The organism is Microtetraspora glauca (genome assembly GCF_040656155.1).
Lineage (GTDB): Bacteria > Actinomycetota > Actinomycetes > Streptosporangiales > Streptosporangiaceae > Microtetraspora > Microtetraspora glauca.
Genome location: NZ_JBFALK010000033.1, coordinates 48,229 through 68,694, shown reverse-complemented (window position 1 = coordinate 68,694; position 20,466 = coordinate 48,229). Strand labels below are relative to the sequence as shown.

17 protein-coding genes are annotated in these 20,466 nt (G+C 72.7%); 10 read left to right on the top strand and 7 right to left on the bottom strand.

Annotated elements, in window-relative coordinates; genetic code table 11:
- Positions 1-43: 43 nt before the first annotated feature.
- Complete coding sequence (locus AB0I59_RS39260; RefSeq protein ID WP_358141564.1) at positions 44-1,057, bottom strand: nucleoside hydrolase; 1,014 nt, start codon at positions 1,055-1,057, stop codon at positions 44-46.
- 118 nt (positions 1,058-1,175) lie between these two features.
- On the opposite strand from AB0I59_RS39260, the gene AB0I59_RS39255 reads away from it, so the two are divergent.
- From AB0I59_RS39255 to AB0I59_RS39230, 6 genes are all read left to right on the top strand, one after another.
- Positions 1,176-1,703, top strand: a complete 528-nt coding sequence (locus tag AB0I59_RS39255; protein WP_061261549.1) for an RNA polymerase sigma factor — start codon at positions 1,176-1,178, stop codon at positions 1,701-1,703.
- Positions 1,700-2,515, top strand: a complete 816-nt coding sequence (locus tag AB0I59_RS39250) for a zf-HC2 domain-containing protein (protein ID WP_358141561.1) — start codon at positions 1,700-1,702, stop codon at positions 2,513-2,515. The genes AB0I59_RS39255 and AB0I59_RS39250 overlap by 4 nt, the downstream gene beginning before the upstream one ends.
- A complete protein-coding gene (locus AB0I59_RS39245; protein WP_358141558.1) occupies positions 2,512-3,354 on the top strand; it encodes an ATP-binding cassette domain-containing protein in 843 nt (280 codons plus the stop codon). The genes AB0I59_RS39250 and AB0I59_RS39245 overlap by 4 nt, the downstream gene beginning before the upstream one ends.
- Positions 3,355-3,380: 26 nt before the next feature.
- The gene (locus tag AB0I59_RS39240) at positions 3,381-5,507 is read left to right on the top strand and encodes a histidine kinase (protein WP_358141555.1); all 2,127 of its coding nucleotides are present in this window, start codon (positions 3,381-3,383) and stop codon (positions 5,505-5,507) included.
- Positions 5,504-6,157 (top strand): response regulator, encoded by a 654-nt coding sequence (locus AB0I59_RS39235; protein WP_061261271.1) that lies wholly within the window; start codon positions 5,504-5,506, stop codon positions 6,155-6,157. The genes AB0I59_RS39240 and AB0I59_RS39235 overlap by 4 nt, the downstream gene beginning before the upstream one ends.
- A gap of 109 nt (positions 6,158-6,266) precedes the next feature.
- Positions 6,267-7,565 carry an alpha/beta fold hydrolase gene (locus AB0I59_RS39230; RefSeq protein ID WP_358141552.1) on the top strand — a complete coding sequence of 433 codons (1,299 nt, stop codon included), beginning with the start codon at positions 6,267-6,269 and terminating at the stop codon, positions 7,563-7,565.
- A 39-nt stretch (positions 7,566-7,604) separates the two neighbouring features.
- Here AB0I59_RS39230 and AB0I59_RS39225 read toward each other — a convergent pair whose 3' ends face one another.
- The 6 genes from AB0I59_RS39225 to AB0I59_RS39200 are packed head-to-tail and all read right to left on the bottom strand — an operon-like array spanning position 7,605 to position 14,350.
- Complete coding sequence (locus AB0I59_RS39225) at positions 7,605-8,537, bottom strand: S66 peptidase family protein (RefSeq protein ID WP_358141549.1); 933 nt, start codon at positions 8,535-8,537, stop codon at positions 7,605-7,607.
- 14 nt (positions 8,538-8,551) lie between these two features.
- Positions 8,552-9,505, bottom strand: a complete 954-nt coding sequence (locus AB0I59_RS39220) for an ABC transporter ATP-binding protein (RefSeq protein WP_435831183.1) — start codon at positions 9,503-9,505, stop codon at positions 8,552-8,554.
- Positions 9,502-10,530 carry an ABC transporter ATP-binding protein gene (locus tag AB0I59_RS39215; protein ID WP_358141546.1) on the bottom strand — a complete coding sequence of 343 codons (1,029 nt, stop codon included), beginning with the start codon at positions 10,528-10,530 and terminating at the stop codon, positions 9,502-9,504. Before AB0I59_RS39215 ends, AB0I59_RS39220 begins: the two co-directional genes overlap by 4 nt.
- The gene (locus AB0I59_RS39210; RefSeq protein ID WP_061261276.1) at positions 10,527-11,429 is read right to left on the bottom strand and encodes an ABC transporter permease; all 903 of its coding nucleotides are present in this window, start codon (positions 11,427-11,429) and stop codon (positions 10,527-10,529) included. The genes AB0I59_RS39215 and AB0I59_RS39210 overlap by 4 nt, the downstream gene beginning before the upstream one ends.
- A gap of 25 nt (positions 11,430-11,454) precedes the next feature.
- The gene (locus tag AB0I59_RS39205) at positions 11,455-12,495 is read right to left on the bottom strand and encodes an ABC transporter permease (protein ID WP_061261277.1); all 1,041 of its coding nucleotides are present in this window, start codon (positions 12,493-12,495) and stop codon (positions 11,455-11,457) included.
- Positions 12,488-14,350 (bottom strand): ABC transporter substrate-binding protein, encoded by a 1,863-nt coding sequence (locus tag AB0I59_RS39200; protein WP_358141542.1) that lies wholly within the window; start codon positions 14,348-14,350, stop codon positions 12,488-12,490. Before AB0I59_RS39200 ends, AB0I59_RS39205 begins: the two co-directional genes overlap by 8 nt.
- Before the next feature lie 380 nt (positions 14,351-14,730).
- On the opposite strand from AB0I59_RS39200, the gene AB0I59_RS39195 reads away from it, so the two are divergent.
- The 4 genes from AB0I59_RS39195 (at position 14,731) to AB0I59_RS39180 (ending at position 20,457) form a co-directional block, all read left to right on the top strand.
- Positions 14,731-15,132, top strand: a complete 402-nt coding sequence (locus AB0I59_RS39195) for a putative zinc-binding protein (RefSeq protein WP_358141539.1) — start codon at positions 14,731-14,733, stop codon at positions 15,130-15,132.
- 167 nt (positions 15,133-15,299) lie between these two features.
- Positions 15,300-17,441 carry an alpha-galactosidase gene (locus tag AB0I59_RS39190; protein WP_358141536.1) on the top strand — a complete coding sequence of 714 codons (2,142 nt, stop codon included), beginning with the start codon at positions 15,300-15,302 and terminating at the stop codon, positions 17,439-17,441.
- Positions 17,438-18,697: an MFS transporter gene (locus AB0I59_RS39185; RefSeq protein ID WP_358141533.1), complete on the top strand. Its 1,260-nt coding sequence runs from the start codon at positions 17,438-17,440 to the stop codon at positions 18,695-18,697. The genes AB0I59_RS39190 and AB0I59_RS39185 overlap by 4 nt, the downstream gene beginning before the upstream one ends.
- The gene (locus AB0I59_RS39180) at positions 18,694-20,457 is read left to right on the top strand and encodes a sulfatase family protein (RefSeq protein WP_358141530.1); all 1,764 of its coding nucleotides are present in this window, start codon (positions 18,694-18,696) and stop codon (positions 20,455-20,457) included. The genes AB0I59_RS39185 and AB0I59_RS39180 overlap by 4 nt, the downstream gene beginning before the upstream one ends.
- Positions 20,458-20,466: the final 9 nt, after the last annotated feature.

Here is a 20,466-nt window from a genome sequence, read left to right as displayed (position 1 = left end):
CCACCTGCAGTGAAGAAGGGACGCGCTGACCGGCCGCCGGCGCTCACGGAGCGGCCGGTCCGGGACTCCGGTCCGGCTCTCCGCCGTTCCGGGCAATCCCGGTGATCCCCGTGATCCGCGTGGTGTAGAGGTCCCAGAAGCGGTCCTCGTCGATGTCGAGGACGGTCGAGCCGCCGGCGTCGGTCTCGGCGTCCGGGACGATCTCCGGGCGGAGGAAGACGGCCGCGGCCACCGCGTCCCAGACGAACGTCCGGTGGCCGGGATCCGCCGCGAAGCGGGGCCCCTCGACCGCCGCGAAGAGCCGGGCGATCGGGGAGTCCCCCGCCGCGACCACCCGATCGTAGGTGTCCCGGTCCATGGTGATCCGCTCCGCCACCTCCAGCGGGACGACCAGCCTGCGCCGGAACGGCGCGTCGAACACCACGCGCGAGGCCGCCGGGTCGAACCAGCGGTTGAACTCCTCGCTCTCCGCGTCGTCGCCCAGCACGACGATCTGCCGGACCAGGGGCACCATGTCGGGGTGCTCGCGTACGGCGCGGGCCAGGTTGGTCGCCGGGCCGAGCGCGAAGACGGTCACCTCGCCGGGGTGCCGCCTCACCTGGTCGGCGATGAAGTCCGCCGCGCTCCCCCCGGCGGGTTCGGCCTTCGCGTATCCGCCGTACGGCGGGGCGGCCAGGGCGCGGTGGGACCTCGGCCGCGCCCGGTCCAGGGCGCCCCGGTAGCCCTCCCTGGGCGCGGGCGTGCCGCTCTCCCCCGTCACCACCGGGACGTCGGCCCTGCCGATCAGTTCGAGCTGGCGCAGCGCGTAGGCGGTGCCCTCCTCCGGCCAGGTGTTGCCGCCGACCGTGGTGACGCCGAGCACCTCGACGTCCGGGGTCGCGGCGAGCAGGAACAGTGCCTGGGCGTCGTCGTTGAGCTCGCCCATGTCGGCGTCGATGATGATCTTCCCGGTGCCGGGCGGCGCGTCGAGCGGTGTGCCGGCGGAGCACGATGTCACCGCGCACATCACGGACAGCGCGGACAGGACGATCAACGGGATCAGGCTTCTTCGCATCATGTCCCGCTTGTCGGTAAAAATGCCGCACCTGGTTCGTGAACCGCCGGGAACCCGGGATGCGACAAAGAGGCGTGACACCGATGGACAGGCAGACGGCCAGGCAGACGGACGGGCCCCCATGAACGAGCACGAGACCTGGACGGACGCCCGATTGGTGGACGCCGTCGCCGACCAGGACCGCCGGGCCCTCGAGGTCCTGTACGCCCGGCACGCGCCGTGGCTCGTCATCCGGCTGACCCGCCGATGCGCCGACCCCGCCCTCGTGGACGAGGCGGTGCAGGACACCTTCGTGGCCGTCTGGCGTGCGGCAGGCAAATGGAAGGGCCAGGGAGAGGTCGCCGCGTGGATCTGGGGCATCGGCATCCGCCGGCTGCTCGACCAGCTCCGCCGCCGCCCGGCCGTGCCGCTCCCCGCGTACGAGCAGGTCATGGTCTCGGCCGAGGAACAGGTGCTGCTCGGCATCGAGTACGGCGAACTCGGTCAGGCGATGAACCGGCTCTCCCCCGAACTGCGCGCGGTCGTCCAGGCGACCGTGCTGGACGGGCTGACCACCCGGGAGGCCGGGCGGCTGCTCGGCATCCCTGCGGGGACGGTCAAGACCCGGATGATGCGCGCCCGGACGATGTTGAGGGAGGAGCTGGCGTGAACGCGTGGCACATGGACGGCGAGATGGCCGTCGCATACCTGGACGGCGAGATGGGGCCGACGCCGGCCGCGTCGGTCGAGGCCCACCTGCTCGCCTGTGACCGGTGCCGCGACCTGCTCGCGCCACACGTGCCGGCGAGCCGCCTGGACCGGGTGTGGGCCGGCGTCGCCGACGCGGTGGACGCGCCGGTGCCCGGACCGTTCGAGCGGCTGCTGCGCGCGGCCGGGATGCGCGGGCACACGGCCCGGCTGCTGTCCGCCGCGTCCTCGCTGCGCCTCCCGTGGATCGCGGCCTCCTCGCTGGCGCTGTTCTTCGCCGCGCTGGCCTCAGGCGAGACCACCCGGTGGGGACTGCTCGCCTATCTGACGATCGCCCCGATCCTGCCGGTCGCCGGGGTCGCGCTGGCCTTCGGCCCGCACGGCGATCCGGCCCGCGAGATCGGCCTGGCCGCGCCGTACTCGATGTTCCGGCTGATGCTGATGCGCGCCGCGCTGGTGCTCGGCACCTCGTCGGTGCTCGCGTTCGTGACGGGATGGGCCGTGCTGGACGGCGGCCGGGCCGGGGAGTGGCGGATGGCCGCGTGGCTGCTTCCCTCGCTCGCCCTGACGGGGCTGACCCTCGCGCTGTCCAGCCGTTTCGACCCGCGCCACTCCGGAATCGCCGTGGGAGCGGTCTGGCTGGCCGGGGTGGTCGTGACCAACCTGCACGAGCCGAATCCGGTACTGTTCGGGGCCGCGAGCCAGGCCGGCTACGCGGTCGTCGCCGTCGTGTCCGTCGCCCTTCTCGTCGTACGCCGCAGGGAGTTCTCATGATCGAGGCGATCGGCCTGGTGAAGGCGTTCGGCCGCACCCGTTCCCTGGACGGGTTCACCTTCACCGCGCGCCCGGGTGTCACCGGCCTGCTCGGGCCGAACGGCGCGGGCAAGACCACGCTGATCCGGATGCTGGCGACGGTGCTCGCGCCGGACCGGGGCGAGCTGCGGCTGCTCGGCCGGGACCCGGCGAAGGATCGGCTGGAGATCCGGCGGCGGCTGGGATACCTGCCGCAGGAGCCGGGATACCAGCGAGGCTTCACTGTGTTCGAGTTCGTCGACTACGTGGCGATCCTCAAGGAGATGACCGACCGGAGGGCCCGGCACGACGAGGTGCGCCGGGTGATCGAGGAGGTCGGGCTCGCGCCGGTCAGCGGCAGGCGCATCCGTACCCTGTCGGGCGGGATGCGGCGGCGCCTCGGCATCGCGCAGGCGCTGCTCGGCGATCCCGAGCTGCTGCTGCTCGACGAGCCGACCGCCGGGCTGGACCCCGAGCAGCGGCTGCGGTTCCGCGAGCTGATCTCGACGATCGGTGCGGGCCGGACGGTCGTCCTGTCCACCCACCAGACCGAGGACGTCGCGGCCCTGTGCACCCGCGTGGTCGTGGTCAAGGCGGGCCGGTGCGAGTTCGAGGGCACTCCGGAGGACGTGCGCGCACTGGCCGAGGGTCGGGTCTGGTTCTCGGAGCAGCGGGCGGGCGTGCTCTCGTGGCGCACCGGCGACGGGCTGTTCCGCAACATCGGCTCCGCCCCGGAGGGCGCCCGGATGGGCGAACCGACCATGGAGGACGGCTACCTGCTGCTGCTCGGCGACGACGCCCGAACGGTGACCACAGGGTGACCACACGGTGACTGCGCGGTGACCGTGTGACGTCTCCGAGGCGCGGCCCGCGGCTCGGCATCCGCGCGGCGCCGGCCGTTGCCGCCAGCGTGGCCGCCGTTGTGGCCGCCGCCGCGGGCGCCGTTGTCGGAGGCGTCCGCGTCCCCGTGGCGATCGCCACCGCCGTCGTGGTGCTGTACGCGCTGGCCCGCCGCCGCACGGCGGGCGCGTCGGCGCTCGGCGTGGTCGGCGCGGCGGTCGTCACCGCGGTCGCGGTCGCCGCCGGAGGCGCCTCGCCCCGGATCACCGCCGCCGGAGCGGCGCTCGCGCTGGGCGCGGGGGCGGCGCTGTGGGCCCTCGGACGCTCACGGCGACGGCGGGCCGCCGCCCGCGAAGGCAGTGCCGAGTACGTCCTCCAGGCCGCGGCCGTGTCCCGGCAGGCCGCGCGGGCCGAGCGGTCGCGGTTCGCCGCGGAGTTGCACGACGTCGTCGCGCACCGGCTCACCGGCGTCGTCGTCTCCGCCGGTGCCGCACGGAGGCTGTCCGCGCGGAGCCCGGACGGGCCCGCCCTGCGGGACGAGGCGATCCGGCATGCCGGCGAGGCCGGGCGCGCCGCCCTGGCCGAACTCGACGCCCTCGGCGACGCCCTGGACCCGCCGCGCGCGCTCGCCGACCTGGACGCGCTCGTGGCCGCCCACCCGGGCGCCCGGTACAGGCGCGGCGTCGCCGAGGCCACCGAGGAGGCTGTGGCCCTCGCCTTCCGCGTGTCGCGCGAGGCGCTGACCAACGCCGCTCGGTACGCCTCGGGCACGCCCGTACACGTGCGGGTGTACGCCGACGGACACGATCTGGTGGTCGAGGTCCGCGACTCCGGCGGCGCGGCGGCGGGCAGCGGGCTGGGCAGCGGCACGGGCCTGGAGGCGTTGCGCCGGGCGGTGGCCGCCGCGGGCGGCGGCCTGGACGCGGGCCCGGAGGGATCCGGGTGGGCGGTCCGCGCCCGGCTGCCGCAGGCCGTACCGGCCCCGTGGTCGCCGTTACCCCGGATGCCGCTGATCTCCCGGATGTGGCGGACCGTGGCGGGCCGTACCGCGCTGGGGCCTCGGGGCACGCGCGCTCTGGACACCGCGCTCGCGCTGCTGGCGTTCGCCCTGCCGCTCGGCGCGGGTCTGATCCCCGCGGGCGGGCCGGACGTGTTCGCGACGTCCGGGCCCGGCCGGGCGCTGCTGGCCGTCCTGCTCGCCGCGCACGCCGCGCCGCTGGTGTTCCGCCGGGCGCTGCCGCGCGTCGCGCCGTTCGCGGCGAGCGTCGCCCTGCTGGCCTGGCTCGCCTGCGACCGGTCGGGGTGGACCGCGCCGCACAGCACCGACATGCTGCTGTGGTGCTGGTGGGCCGATCTGGCGCTGGTCCACTCGGCCGCCTCGAACGCCCCCGGCGGCAGGAACGCGCGCCGTACCTGGCCGGTGCCCGTGGCGGTCGCCGCCGTCGCCGGCCTGGCGCTGGTGAGCGACGGAGTGACGCACGTGCTCGCGGGCTGGGCGGTGTTCACCGGCGGCGCCGCCGTACCCGCGCTGACCGTGTGGGCTCTGGGGCTGCGCGCCGGCGCCCGGCGGCGTGCCAGGGCCGCCGCCGAGACGTCCCTCCGGGACACGGTGGAGCGGGACGCCGCCGAGGCCGCGCGGGCCGAACGGCTGCGCCTGGTCCGCGGCCTGCGCGACACCGCCGGCGCGCGGGTGGCCGCCGTGGTCGCCGCCGCGCACCGAGGCGATCTCGACGGCGTGCTGGCCGAGGCCCGCGCGGCGATGACGGCGATGCGGGAACTGCTCGCGGGACTGCGTGCGGATCCCGCGGCCGACGACGACCTGCCGCCGACCGTCGCGAGCCTCACCGCGCTCGCCGCCCGGTATCGCGCCGTCACTCGGCTGACCGGCGCCGTGCGTCCCCTCCCCGGGGCCGTCGAGGTGGCCGCCTACCGCGCCGTGGAGGCCCTGATCACGGACGAGGCGCGGGTCACGGTCCGCTTCGCCCCGGACGGCCTGGAGATCACCGTCGCCCCGCGCCGCGACCCCGGCCCGCCGCGCGCCCTGCGCGCGATGGTCGACGCGGCCGGAGGCACGCTCACGGCGACCGCCGACGGTACGGTGCGGGTGTGGCTTCCGGAGAAGATCGAGACATGATCCGCGTGACGGTCGCCGACGACCAGGCCGTCGTCCGCGCGGGCATCGCCGCCGTCCTGGGCGCCGAGCCCGACCTGACCGTGGTCGGCCAGTGCGGGGACGGCGACGCCGCGGTACGGCAGGCGCACGAGCTGCGTCCCGACGTCGCGGTCCTCGACGTCCGCATGCCCGGCCTCGACGGCATCACCGCCACCGCGCGCATCACCGCGGCGCTGCCCCGCACCAGGGTGCTGGTTCTCACCACCTTCGGGCTGGACGAGTACGTCTTCACCGCACTGCGCGCGGGCGCCTCCGGTTTCCTGCTCAAGGACGCCGAGCCGGACCGGGTCATCGACGCCGTCCGCCTGATCGCCGCCGGGGACGCGCTGCTCGATCCGGGCGTCACCCGGCGCCTGATCGACCACTACGCGGCCGCGCCCGCCGCGCTCGACGACGGCCGGCTGGCCGCCCTGACCCCGCGCGAGACCGAGGTGCTGGTCCAGGTGGCCCGGGGCGGCACCAACGCCGAGATCGCCGCGGCCCTCGGCATCAGTCCCGCCACGGTCAAGGACCACGTCGCTGTCGTGCTGGCCAAGCTGGGCGTGCGCGACCGCGTCCAGGCCACCATCGCCGCCTACGAGGGCGGTCTGGTGCGCCCCGGCGTGCCCTGACCCGCCACCCGGCGGGGGCGCTCCCCCGCCGCGGGAGGGGTGCCGGCCGCCGGAGAAACCGTCAGCACGCAGGAGGAACGCCGCCGGGCGCGTTCCTAGTGTGATCACTATGGCACGTACCGTTCTCCGCCGCGTCGGCGGCGTCCTCCTCCTGTTCCTGTCCCTGGCCGCGGGCCTCGTCGCGGCGGTGGCCGGGTTCCTCGGCGCGGCCGGCGTGACCGCCGTGGTCCCGGCTCTGGCCGCGACCATGCTTGCCGCCTTCGGCGTCGCGGTGTTCCCGCTCGCCTGGGGCGCGTTCGCTCTCCTCGCCCTGCGCCGCGCCCGCCGGACGGCCACGATCACCGCGTCGGCCGCCACCGTGGTGCTCGCCGTCCTGGCCGGGGTGACCGTGTTCCGTCCGATGCCGGCCCCCGGCGATCCTGCCGCCGGACCCGACGTCCGGTACTGGAACCTGCCGACCGGATCGCGCATCGCCTACAGCCACGTCCCCGCGTCCGGCGCCGCGCGTCCCACCCCCGTGGTGTTCCTGCACGGCGGCCCCGGCACCGCCAACGACGGGGTCTCCGACGCCGGGAAGGCCCTGGCCGCCGACGGGTTCGACGTGTACGCCTACGACCAGCTCGGCGCCGGGCGCTCCAGCAGGCTCTCCGACGTGACCGGCTATACGGTGGCGCGGCAGGTCGCCGACCTGGACGCGATCCGCCGGGCGATCGGCGCCGAAAAGATCATCGTGGTCGGGCAGTCCTGGGGCGGCGCCCTGGCCGCCCACTACATGGCCGCGTACCCCGGGCATGTCGCCAAGGCCGTGCTGAGTTCGCCCGGCGTTCTGTGGTACGGCGCCTTCCCCGGCCAGAGCACCGGAGAGTTGTGGGACCGCCTCACCGCCGGGCAACGGACGCGCATCGAAGATCTGGCCTCCGGCCCGCGCATGCTCGCGCTCGACCTGCTCGCGGGGATCAATCCGGAGGCCGCGCACGCCCTGGTCGGCGACCGGGAGGCGGACACGCGCTTCCGGGAGATCCTCGCCGTGTCGCTGCCCGCCGCCCAGTGCCCCGGCCGGCCGCCGGCGCGGCTCCCGGCCAACCGGCAGGGCTACTACGTCAACCAGTTCACGATCGACGACGCCAGGACCCTGCCCGACCCGCGCCCGCGACTGCGCGGAGTCCGGGTACCCACCCTGGTGATGCGGGGCGAGTGCGACTACAAGAAGTGGGAGGTCACCGACGACTACCGGCGCACCCTGCCGGACTCCACGCTGGTGTACGTGCCGCGGGCCGGACACGCCATCGCCATGGACCAGCCGAAGACGTATCTGGCGACGCTGCGCGCCTACCTCCTCGACCGGCCCCTGCCGCTGCCGCCGTACACCGGATCGGCCTCGCCCGGTCCCGCCCCCAGCGGGAGCTGAGACCGGCTCGGGGCGGGAGTGGATCCGTCAGCGGAGATATCAGGACGTGAGCACCGGCTCCAGGAAGCGCAACCTGCCCGCTTCCGTGTCGAGCCGGGCCCGGACACCGATGGGGTAGGTCTGCATCGAGATGCCGTGCCCGATGTCCGCCCCGGCGAGGACCGGCACTCCGAGGTCGCTCAGCCGCTCCACCAGCATGCGCTCCACGTCGCGCGGCTCGCCGCAGTTGGTGAACGTGCCGAGCAGGATGCCGGCCACGCCGTCGCTGTAGCTGGCCCGGCGGAGCTGGGTGATGTAGCGGTCCATCCGGAACAGCTCCTCGTCCACGTCTTCGAGGAAGAGGATCGCCCCCCGGGCGGGCAGGGACGTGTCGGTGCCGAGGGAGGCGGCCAGCAGCGTGGCCGTGCCGCCGAGCGTGTGGCCCTCCGCGACGCCGGGCACGACGGTCCTGGCGTCGGGGAAGACCAGTTCGGTCACCGTCTCCGGGTGGAACAGCAGCTTCATCAGCTCGTCGAAGTCGTACTCGCCGGGTCCCTGGTAGAAGCCGTCGCAGGCGACCATGGGCCCGAAGAGGGACGCCCAGCCGAGCTTGACCGCGATCGCCTCCAGCAGCGCGGTCACGTCGGAGTAGCCCACCACGACCTTCGGTCTGGCCGCGTCGATCTTCGACCAGTCGACCAGTTCGAGGGTGCGCTGCATGCCGTACCCGCCGCCGGCGCAGAAGACCGCGTCGAAGGCCGGGTCGCCGAGCGCCTTGGTCAGGTCGGCCGCCCGGAGGGCGTCGCCGCCCGCCAGGTAGTCGTACTCGGTCCCGCCGACCCGCGAGGAGGCGAACACCTCGGGCTTGAGGCCGACCTCTTCCATCGCCGCCAGGCCGCGGTCCAGGTTGGCCTGGTTCGGCGGGCTGCTGGCGGCGATGACGGCGACACGGGCGCCGGGTCGCAGGGCGGGCGGACGGAGGAAAGCGGTCACAGAGGGAGTCTCCTTCACTGGACGAGGTGGCAGGCGGCGAGGCTGGACGCCGACGGGTCGCCGGTCAGGACGGGCAGGTCCTCACCGTCGCACCGCAGGTCCTGCTCGGCCGCCCTGAGCGGGCATCGGGGGTGGAAGCGGCAGCCGCCGGGTACGGAGGTCGGGTCCGGCGGCTCGCCGGTGAGCAGCACGGGCGGCTCGCCCGAGTCGGGCAGCACCGACAGCAGCGCCCTGGTGTAGGGGTGCTTGGGGCGGAGCAGGACCTCCTCGACCGTACCTGTCTCGACGATCCTGCCGAGATACATGACGGCGACCCTGTCCGCGATGTTCCAGGCGAGGCCGAGATCGTGGCTGACGACGAGCGCGGACAGGCCGAGCGAGTCGCGCAGCTCAAGGATCAGCTTGAGGATCTCGCCCCTGACCGAGGCGTCGAGCGAGGCCACCGGCTCGTCGGCGACGATCACCGAAGGTTCGAGCGCGAGCGCCCCCGCGATGACGACGCGCTGCTGCTGGCCGCCGGACATCTCGTGCGGGAAACGGCCCGCGAACTGCTCGGGCGGCCGCAGCCCGGCCTTGGCGAGCGCGGTGTGCACGCGCTCGTCGAGCCGGTCGGTCAGGCCGTGCAGCCTGGGCCCTTCGGCGACGGCGTCGAAGACGTTCTGCCTGGGGTTGAGCGCGCCACCCGGGTCCTGCAGGACGAGCTGGGTGTGGCGGCGGTAGGCCTTCAGCGCTGCGGCGGAGTAGCCGAGCGGCTCGCCGTCGCTCAGCACCTGGCCGCCGGTCGGCTTCACCAGCCCGACCAGGGCTCTGGCGAGCGTGGACTTGCCGCATCCCGACTCGCCGACGAGCGCGACGATCTCGCCCTGCCGTACCCGCAGGTTCACCCCGTCGACGGCGCGCGCGGGCGCGGCTCCCCTGCGCGCCGGATAGGTGACCGTCAGGTCGCGGACTTCGAGCACGGGTTTCACGTCCCGCTCCCTTCCAGCACGCGCAGGCACGCGGCCTCGCGCCGCGGACCGCTCGGCCACAGCTCCACGGTGTCGGTACGGCAGGCGTCCATGGCCTCGGAGCAGCGCGGCGCGAACGCGCAGCCCCTGCCCTCACTGAGCCTGGCCAGCTCGGACGGCGTGGGCGGGTCGCCGGGGAGCCCGGCGGGCGCGAGCCGTGAGGCCGGGTCGCCGATCGTCGGGAAGGCCCGGCCCAGCGCCCGCGTGTAGGGGTGCCGGGGCTCGGCGATGAGCCGCTTGGACGGGCCGATCTCGGTGATCCGTCCGGCGTACATGACGGCGAGCCGTTCGCACATGTGCGACAGCACCGACAGGTCGTGGCTGATCATGATGACGCCGATGCCCGCCTCGCGTACCAGCTCGCCGAGCAGGTTCAGCACCTGTGCCTGGACCATGACGTCGAGCGCGGTGGTCGGCTCGTCGGCGATGATCAGGTCCGGACGGCAGGCCAGTGCCATCGCGATCATGATGCGCTGGCGCTGGCCGCCGGAGAACTCGTGCGGGTAGGACTCGAGCCGCCGCGAGGGCACGCCCACGCTGTCGAGCAGCTCGGCGGCGCGCTCGCGTGCCGCCCTCTGGCCGATCTTGTCGTGCAGCAGGATGGGCTCGCGGATCTGCTCGCCGATCGTGCGCACCGGGTTGAGGGCGCTCATCGCACCCTGGAACACGACGGAGGCCGCCGACCAGCGCACCGCGCGCAGCCGCGCCCACTTGGCGGTCAGCAGGTCCTCTCCCTTGAACAGGACCTCGCCGCTCACCTGGGCTGAGGCGGGCAGCAGCCGCAGCAGGCTGAGCGCCATCGTGGACTTGCCCGAACCGGACTCCCCCGCGATGCCGAGGGTCTGGCCGCGGTCGAGGGTGAAGCTCACGCCGCGTACGGCGGGCACGGTCTGCTCGCCACTCCGGTAGCTCACCCGCAGGTCACGGACGTCGAGCATGGGGGCGGCCTGTCCCTCCGGTGCCGTGGTCCGCTCGTGCGCCGTCATCGGCCCACCACCATCCTCGGGTTGAGCACGTGCTCGACGGCGCGGCCGACGAGCGTGAAACCGAGCACGACGATGAGGATCGCGATGCCCGGCGGCATCAGATACCACCACGCGCCCGCCGTGACCGCGCCGCCCAGGAACGCCGCCTCGAGCATCGAGCCCCAGGTCACGCTGGTCGGGTCGCCGAGGCCGAGGAAGGTCAGCGTGGCCTCCGACAGGATCGCCGAGGCGACGGTGAGTGTGCTGGAGACGAGGATCAGCGGCATGACGTTGGGCAGCACATGCCTGATCATGATCTGCGTGTTGCCCGCGCCCAGCACCTTCGCCCGTTCGATGAAGGGCCGCGCCTCGACGGCGAGCGTCTGGGCGCGTACGAGGCGGGCGGTCGCGGTCCACGAGGTGACCGCGATGGCGATCGTGATCGACGCCGCGCCCTGGCCGAGCACCGCGGAGAGCGAGATGGCCAGCGGCAGGCTGGGCAGCGCGATGAACCAGTCGGTCACGTGCATAAGAATCTTGCCGACCCAGCCCTGGTAGTGCCCGGCCAGCAGGCCGACCGCGCTACCGAGGACCACGGTGAGCGCGGTGGCGATGAGGCCGATGCTGAGCGACTCGCGCGCGCCCCAGATGACCAGCAGCAAGATCGAGCGCCCCGCCTGATCGGTGCCGAGCGGGTACCCGTCGACGGGCGGCGAGAGCTGCGGGCCGTCCACCTTGATCACGTTGAGCTGGTCGTCGCCGATGAACAGCGGCGCCGCCAGGGCGAGCGCGCCGAAGGCGATGAGCAGGCCGAGCCCGGCCAGCCCGGCGGGCCGCTTGGCGTAGGCGCGGCAGAACCGGCTGAACGCGTGACGGCGCGGGGCCTTGGGAGCGGCCGAGGTGTACGTGGCTGCGGTCATCGGGCACCGCCTCGGTCATGGCGCTTCATTGGGCCCGCACTCTCGGGTCGAGGAAGCGGTAGACCACGTCCGCCAGGAGGTTCATGATGATCACACTCGCGCTGAAGACGATGAAGGTGCCCTGGAGCAGGGGCAGGTCGGGGATCCTGAGCGCCTCGTAGGTCAGGTAGCCGAGGCCGGGCCAGGAGTAGACGGACTCGACCGTGATCGCGCCGCTGACCAGGATGCCGAGATGCATGAAGATCATGGTCACCGAGGGCAGCAGCGCGTTCGGCACCGCGTGGCGCCGCCGTACGGCGTCGTCGGTCAGGCCCTTGGCTCTCGCGGTCAGCAGGTAGGGGCTGCCCATCTCGTCGATGATCGAGGTGCGCATCACCGTGACGTACTGGGCGAAGACCACCAGAACCATGGTCAGGCAGGGCAGCACCAGGTGCTTGGCGACGTCGACGACGTGGGCCCAGCCCTCCTGCGGCAGCGACGGGTCGCTCATCCCGCCCGCGGGGAGCAGGCTCGGGATCGGGCCGACGCCCACGCTGAAGGCGACCAGCAGGATCATGCCGAGCCAGAACGTCGGCACCGACCACAGGGCGAGCGAGGTGCTGGACGCGATCCGGTCGAACAGGCTGCCGTGCCGCCAGCCGCTGCGGATGCCGAGCCACAGGCCGAGCGCGATCGACAGGGCCGCGGCCGTGCCCATGAGGAGCAGGGTCGGCCCGATCCGGTCCGCCACCAGTGACGAGACCGACTGCTGGAACTGCCAGGAGTAGCCGAGCTCGCCCTTGAGCGTGTTGCCGACGAAGGTGAGGAACCGCTCCCAGATCGGGTCGTCCAGACCGAGCTGGACGCGGATCTGGACGAGCTGGGCCTCGCTGGTGGGACGGCCCCTGGTCAGGGTGCGCACCGGGTCGGCCGGCATCAGGCTGAAGATCACGAAGCCGATGACCAGTGTGACGAGGAAGCTGACCAGGGCCGCGGCCAGCTTCCCGCCCAGATAGGGCAGGAAGTCCGACCGCTTGACCCCCTGCGCCTTGACCTTGGCCGGGCTCGTGGTGGTGAGACTACTCACGGTCGTCCGCGCCCGAACGGCGCTTGAGCACGATCACGCCGCCGACGAGGGCGAGGAGCAGGACGGCGCCGCCGATCCACACCAGGCTGCCGCCGCCTTCCTCCTTCGCCGAGGTCGCCGCCGTCTTGGCGGTGGCCGGCGTGGCCTTGAGGTAGCCCCAGAACGAGTAGCTCTGCGCCGGGTACATGCCCTGCGCGTCCGGCTTCCCGGTGATCAGGCCGGTCACGGTGTCGGTGCGGGCCACGTCGAGCGTGTTGGCGTAGAAGTGCATCTGGTTGACGTCGGCCTTGTAGAGGATGCTCTGCATCTCACCGACGAGCTTGGCGCGCTCGTCCTGGTCGAACGTGGTGAGCTGCTTCGTGAACAGCTCGTCGTAGGCCTTGTCGCAGAAGAAGGAGTCGGTGTTGCCCGCGGTGCCGTCGTCCTTGGGCAGCGCGGCGCAGGTCTGGATGCCGAGCAGGAACGTCGGGTCGGGACCCGTGGTCCAGCCGTCCATCAGCAGGTCCCAGTCGCCCTTGGCCAGGTCGCTGTTGAGCGCGCTCATGCTCAATGTCTGGATCTCGAGCTTGATGCCGACCGTCTCCAGCCAGCCCTTGAGGTAGTTGGAGATGCCCGCGTCGATCGCGTCGTCGGAGTGGATGCCGAGGCGCAGCTCCAGCGGCTTGCCGCTCTTGGGGTCGACGCGGACGCCGCCGGCGCCCTTGGTGTAGCCGGCGTCGTCGAGGACCTTGTTCGCCTGGGCGAGGTCGAACGGCGTCTCCTCACCCGCGGCCGGCTTCCAGCTCCACTGCGGCCAGGCCGGGGGCAGGTAGCCGGAGCCGACCACGCCCAGGCCGTTGATCACCTTGTCGACCAGCGTCTTCCTGTCGGTGGCCAGCGCGATCGCATGGCGCAGCACCGGGTCGCCCAGCGCGGGGTGGCCGGTGCCGATCTTCTTGCCGGTACGGGTGCGGGCGTTGTGGTTGATCTCGAGCCCGGTCCAGCCGTTGCCGACCTCCTGGACGGTCAGCAGGCTCTTGTCCGCCTGCAGGGCGGTGAACTGGGTCGCGTTCACGCCGTTGATGTAGTCGAGCTGGCCGCTGCGCAGCGCGGCGACGGCGGCGTCGACCGACTTGAAGCTCTGCTGGATCATGTGGTCGAAGCCCGGCTTGCCGAGGATGAAGTCCTTGTTGGCGTCGAACTTCGCGTACTGCTCGGGCTTGTAGTCCGTGAGCGTCCACGGGCCGTAGCCGACGATGGGGAAGGTGTCGTTCTTGACGTCCTTGAGGTCCTTGGCCCGGGACTCCCAGATGTGCTTCGGCACGATCGGGATGCCGCTGCGCGGGATGCTCACGTAGGTGACGTTGGCCTGCGGCTCCTTGGTCGTGACGACCAGCGTCGTGGGATCGGGTGCGCTGACCGACTCGAAGTTGCTGACCAGCGAGCCGTTGGCGGTGCCCGCGACCGCGTCGGTCATGATCAGGTTCAGTGTCCAGGCGGCGTCGTCAGCGGTGATCGGCGTGCCGTCACTCCATTTCAGGCCGTCCCTGAGCGTGAAGGTCCACGTGAGCTTGTCCTCAGACTGCGTCCACGACTCGGCCAGATAGGGGCCCGGCTTGCCGTATTCGTCCAGCGAGTTCAGCGTGGGATAGATCCCGGCGAAAATGTCGTAGGCGCCGTCGAAGAAGGCGAGGAACGGGTTGAGCGTGTCGACGCCCGAGCCCGACATCTTCACTCTCAGTGTGGTCTCCTGCGGCGCGGACGCGGCCGATGCCGCGGCGGGCGCGGCGAAGGCGGCGGCACCGGCCACCGGCGAAAGGCTCAGCGCGCAGACGGCCAGAGCCGCCAGCCCGCGCCGCGAGTTGCCTGTCCCCATTGGTTGTCTCCTGGGTCGTTCGGCATGCATTGTGTGGAGGGAATGCTGACGATCACAAAGCACAACCCCAATATCCGTGACGCTTTACGGCCCTGAGCATCGAAAACGACGACGGCCCCTTGCCATGTCTCCGGAGGCGGTCCGGACGCGACGGCCGCCGACCGCGAGCCGCCATACCGGCAGGTCAAGCGGGGTCGTCGCGGGCGGAGCCGGCATCGCCTCGCCCCGTTCCGGGTGCCGCCGTCCCCGGCACTCCGGTCCGCGGCGGCAACGGCCCTTCGCCCCGGAGATTCGGGCTGAAGGTCCCGCGTGCGGACCTCGGCTCCTGTGACAGCGTGGATCATGCTCACCACGTTGCCCGTACGAAGGGGATGAGGATCGTGCCCAGGCCCAGAAGAGCGCAGTTACCGCTCGTCTACTCCTGCTCCGGCTGTTCGAGCGCCGCGCAGATGGCCAATGACCTGGCCCTCCGCCTGGACCGCGAAGGGCTCGCGGAGATGTCGTGCATCGCCGGGGTCGGCGGGGACGTCAGCTCCCTGGTCCGGGTCGCCACCTCCGGCCGGCCGATCCTGGCGCTGGACGGTTGCCCCCTCACCTGCGTGCTCGCCGCGTTGCGCCGCCACGACGTGACTCCCGACGAGCACGTGCGGCTCGATCTGTACGGCGTGCGCAAGCGGAAGCACGCCGACTACGACCACGACGACGCCGAGCGCCTGATGCCCATCGTGACCGAGGCGGCCGCACGCGCCGCGTCGAGTGCGGAACTCTTCGACACGCGCTGAGTTCGGCGAAGCGCCGATGCCCAATCGTGCCTTGACTGGCCGCCCACGCTCCGCAATAACATGAGCCCCAATCACCTTTTGGTGCGACCGCGGACCGCGGTGCCGTGGGGGCGGCGCGCGCCGGGGACAGCGGTTCGACCGGGATTCGACAACGTAAGGATCCGCCGATGCCCGTCCTTCGCGCCGGTACGCGGCCCGACACCTGGGCCGTCGTCACCGGGACCACGGCGTACGTGGTCGCCGTCGAGAGCGACCCGGCGACCGGGGAGGCCCGGGTGCTCCAGCGTTACTGGGGGCCGCGGCTGCCCGGCGACGCACTGGCCGCTCCCCTGCCCCCGGCTCCACCCCGGGTGGACAGCAGCTTCTTCGACCCCCGGGACACCGCGGAGTTGCTGCCGGTGGAGGGGGGCACCCGCTGGGGCGTGCCGTCCCTGCAGGTGACCTATCCCGGCGACATCCGCTCGGTCGAGTTCCGCTACACGTCGGCGCGGATGGACGGCGAGCGCCTCACCGTCACGTTGCGTGACGACGCCTTCGGCCTGGAGGCGGACCTGCACGTCGAGGCGGTCGGCGAGGTGATCGAACGCTGGACCACCCTGCGGCTCGACGCCTCCGCGCCCGGCGCCGTGGCCGTGGGCCGGCTGGACTCGGGCAACTGGGAGATCCCGGAGCGGGACGCGTACCGCTACACGGGCGTGTACGGCGCGCAGCTGCTGGAGAACCAGGTCCAGCGGGGCGAGCTGCCGGTCGGCGAGACGACGTTCACCAGCAGGAGCGGCACGACGAGCCACCGCGCCAACCCGTGGATCATGATCGACGCCGGCGACGCCACCGAGGAGCACGGCGAGGTCTGGAGCGTCGCGCTCGCCTGGAGCGGCTCGTGGCGGTTGACCGCGCAGCACCGGCCCGAGGGCGACCTGGCGGTGACCGCCGGATTCGGCCACGACGGCCCACGCTGGCGGCTGGCGCCGGGCGAGTCCCTGGAGACCCCGCGCGTGCTCGGCCTCCATACGACCGGAGGGTTCGGCGCGGCGAGCCGGGCCTGGCACGCGTACACGCGCGAGCACGTGTCGCCGGCGCCGCGTGAGGACCGGCCCGTCCTCTACAACTCGTGGGAGGCCACGGCCTTCGACGTCACCGAGGAGGGGCAGCTCGATCTGGCCCGCCGCGCGGCCGCGATCGGCGTCGAGCTGTTCGTCGTGGACGACGGCTGGTTCCACCGCCGCGACTCCGACATCCGGGGGCTGGGCGACTGGTGGCCCGACCGCGCCAAGTTCCCCGAGGGGATGACCCGCCTGTTCGACCGCGTACGGGATCTGGGCATGGCGGCCGGTCTGTGGGTGGAACCCGAGATGGTCAATCCCGACAGCGAGCTCTACCGGGCGCGTCCCGACTGGGTGCTGCACTATCCCGGCCGGCGTCGCGACACCCTGCGCGACCAGCTGGTCCTGAACTTCGCCCGCGAGGACGTACGCGACTGGGCGCTCGGCTGGCTGGACCGGCTGGTCGGCGAGCACCGCCTGGCCTTCCTCAAGTGGGACATGAACCGCAGCTTCACGCAGGCGGGCCAGCCGGGTGAGCGCTCGGACATGCTCTGGATCGAGCACACCCGAGGGGTCTACGCGGTGCTCGACGAGCTGCGGCGGCGCCACCCCGGCCTGCGGGTCGAGTCCTGCTCGGGCGGCGGCGGCCGGGTGGATCTCGGCATACTGCGCCGCGCCGACCAGGTGTGGACGTCCGACAACACCGACGCGCGGGACCGTCAGGGCATCCAGCACGGCATGTCGCACGTCTATCCCGCGAACGTCATGGCGGCCTGGGTGACCGACGCACCGAACCCGATCACGATGCGGGAGGTGCCGCTGCGCTACCGCTTCCATGTGGCCATGGCGGGAGTCCTCGCGGTCGGCGCGGACGTGCGGCGGTGGAGCGAGGAGGACGCGGACGAGGCCCGCGAGCTGGTCGCCCGGTACAAGGCGATCCGGCCGGTCGTCCAGCACGGGACCCTGCACCGGCTGACCGGTGACCCGGGCGTGACCCGGTCCGCCCTGCAGTACACGCTGGACGACCTGGTGGTGGTCCTCGCCTACAACCCGTACGCGACCGGGAAGCGCGGGCCGCGGCGGCTGCGCCTCGCGGGTCTCGACCCGGACGCCGTCTACGAGGTCGTGGAGGGAGACGACCCGCTCAAGGGGGCACGCTGGCACGGCGCGGCCCTGATGGCGGTCGGCGTCGCCGTCCCCTCCTGGTTCATCGTCGGCCCGGACTACCGCAGCGACCTCGTCGTCTTCAGGAAGGTGCCGTCATGAGCGATGTCCTGGCCGACCCGGGAGAGCCTTCCGCGCCTTCCGGAGAAGCGCCGGCGGTCACCGCGGAGCCTCAGACGCCGGTCGGCAAGGGGTGGATCTGGACCTTCGCGCTGGCCTGGTTCGGCTACTGGCTGACGGTGATGTTGCCGCCCCAGTTCCTGACGCCGCAGCTCATCGAGACGGTGGCGCCGGAGCACAAGGTGGACGTGCTGTCCTTCCTGCTCATCGAGGGCGCGGTCGTCTCCCTCGTCTGCATCCCGTTCGCCGGGATGGCCTGCGACCGGACGCGGAGCAGGTTCGGCCGCCGCAGGCCGTGGGCCCTCGGCGGGCTGCTGCTCACCGGGTCGGCGCTCTCGCTGATCGGCCTGCAGACGGACTGGCGGGCGGTCGCCGCGCTGATGGCCCTGGTGGCGGCGGGCAACGCGATGACGCTGGTGGCCCTGAGCGCGGTGATCGCGGACCAGGTGCCGCCCGGCCAGCGGGGCGCCGCGTCGGCGGCGATGGGCGTGCCGCAGGTGGTCTCCCTCGCGGTCGGCATGGTCGTCGTCACGATGCTGATCGAGTCGATGCCGGCGCGCTGGGCGGTGACCGGGCTCGTCGGCGTGGTCTGCGCCCTGCCGTTCCTGCTCGGCCGGGCCGAGCCGCCCGCGGCCGACGTGCCCGTACGCGGCACGCGCCTGCCGATCCCCCGCCCGCGCAGCCATCCGGACTATTACTGGGCGCTGTTCTGCCGGGTGGCGGTCAACGCGGGGAACGCGGCGGGTACGGCGTATCTGCTCTACTTCCTCTCCGACGTGCTGCACCGCCCGCGGCCGGATGAGGCTCTGCTCGTCCTGACCCTGGTGTACCTGGTCTTCTGTTCGGCCTTCGGGTTCCTCGGGGGCGTCCTGTCGGACCGGCTGGCCCGGCGGCGCGTACTGGTGGCGGTGTCCGGCGGGCTGCAGGCGCTGTCCGCCCTGCTGCTCGCGTTCGCGCCGAGCTGGCCCGCCGCCATCGTCGCGGCGGCGCTGCTCGGCATGGGGTACGGCGCGTTCCTCTCGGTGGACCAGGCGCTGGTCACCGACGTCCTGCCGGACCGGCGCAGCCGCGCCCGCGACGTGGGGATCATCAACGCGGCGCAGAACGTCCCCATCGCGCCGATGCTGGGGTGGCTCGTCCTGACCACGGTCGCCAGCTACCGCGTCCTGTACGCCGTGGCGGCGCTCATCATGCTGGTCGGCTCGGCCGCCGTGTACCGGATCAAGGGGGTCCGATGAGATCGATCATGGTGATGTTCGACAGCCTCAACCGGCGGTTCCTGCCGCCGTACGGCGCCTCCTGGACCCACGCGCCGAACTTCCGGCGGCTCGCCGAGCGGACCGCGACGTTCGACACCTGTTACGGCGGCAGCATGCCGTGCATGCCGGCCCGGCGGGAGATGCACACCGGCCGCTACAACTTCCTGCACCGCGCCTGGGGCCCGCTGGAGCCGTTCGACGACTCGGCGCCCGAGATGCTGAAGCGGGAGGGCGTCTACACGCACCTGGTCACCGACCACCAGCACTACTGGGGGGACGGCGGCGCGACCTACCATCCGCGGTTCAACACATTCGAGTTCTTCCGCGGCCAGGAAGGCGACGAGTGGAAGGGGCACGTCGCCGACCCCGTCGTCCCCGACACCGTCGCGTACGCGACGAACGCGGACCTGCGGCGGCAGGACTGGATCAACCGGCGTTACATGGCCGAGGAGGCCGACCACCCGCAGACGCTCACGTTCGACGCGGGGCTGCACTTCATGCGGACGAACCACGCGGAGGACCGATGGTTCCTGCAGATCGAGACCTTCGACCCGCACGAGCCGTTCTTCTCGTACGAGGACTATCGCAAGCTCTATCCCGACGACTACGACGGGCCGCATTTCGACTGGCCGGACTACAAGCAGGTGACCGAGACGCCGGCCCAGGTCGAGCATCTCCGCAACCGGTACGCCGCGCTGCTGTCCATGTGCGACCGCTCGCTCGGACGGGTGCTCGACCTGATGGACGAGCTGGCGATGTGGGACGACACCATGCTGATCGTCTGCACGGACCACGGCCTGCTGCTGGGCGAGCACGACTGGTGGGGGAAGAACGCGCCCCCCTTCTACGACGAGACGATCCACCTCCCGCTGTTCGTCTGGGACCCCCGCAGCCGGGTCGCCGGGGAACGCCGCGGCAGCCTGGTGCAGACCATCGACCTCGCGCCGACCCTGCTGGAGTTCTTCGGGGTGGACCGCACGCCCGACATGCGGGGGGTGCCGCTGCGGGAGACGATCGCCGCGGACACGCCGGTTCGCCGTGCCGGGCTGTTCGGCCTGTTCGGCGGGCACGTCAGCGTGACCGACGGCCGCTACGTCTACATGCGCGCCTGCGCGGAACCCGGGAACCGGCCGCTGGCGGAGTACACGCTCATGCCCACGCTGATGCGCGGCCGGTTCCCCGCGGAGACGTTGCGTGAGGCGGTGCTCGCCACGCCGTTCTCGTTCACCAAGGGCGTCTCCACGCTCCGCGTGCCCGGTCACGCCTACACCGACCCGTACGCCTTCGGCAGCCTGCTGTACGACCTGGAGAGCGATCCGGACCAGCGGAACCCGCTGATCGACGACGCGCTGGAGACCCGCATGGCGGAGCTCATGGTGGAGCTGCTGCGCGCGTCGGACGCCCCTCCGGAGCAGTACGAGCGGCTCGGCCTCACCGGTGACGGCCCGCCCCGGCTGCTGGTGCGGGAGCAGTGGGCGCAGGTCGAGGCGGCGGCGCTCCCGTCGCCGCGCCGGGACGACTTCCCCGACGCGCGCCTCTCCGTGGACACGCCCGTCGGAGAGCTGATCGCCGAGCCGGCCGCCGAGGCGGTCCTGCGGGCGCACCTCGGCCCGCTGATGGACAGCCCGCTGCTCCCGGAGGCGCTGCCCCTGTCGCTGCTGGAGATCGCGAACCTGGCGTACGGGCTCATCGCCCGGGAGACGCTGCGCGCCATCGCCGCCGATCTCGCCCGTCTGTAGCCGGATGTG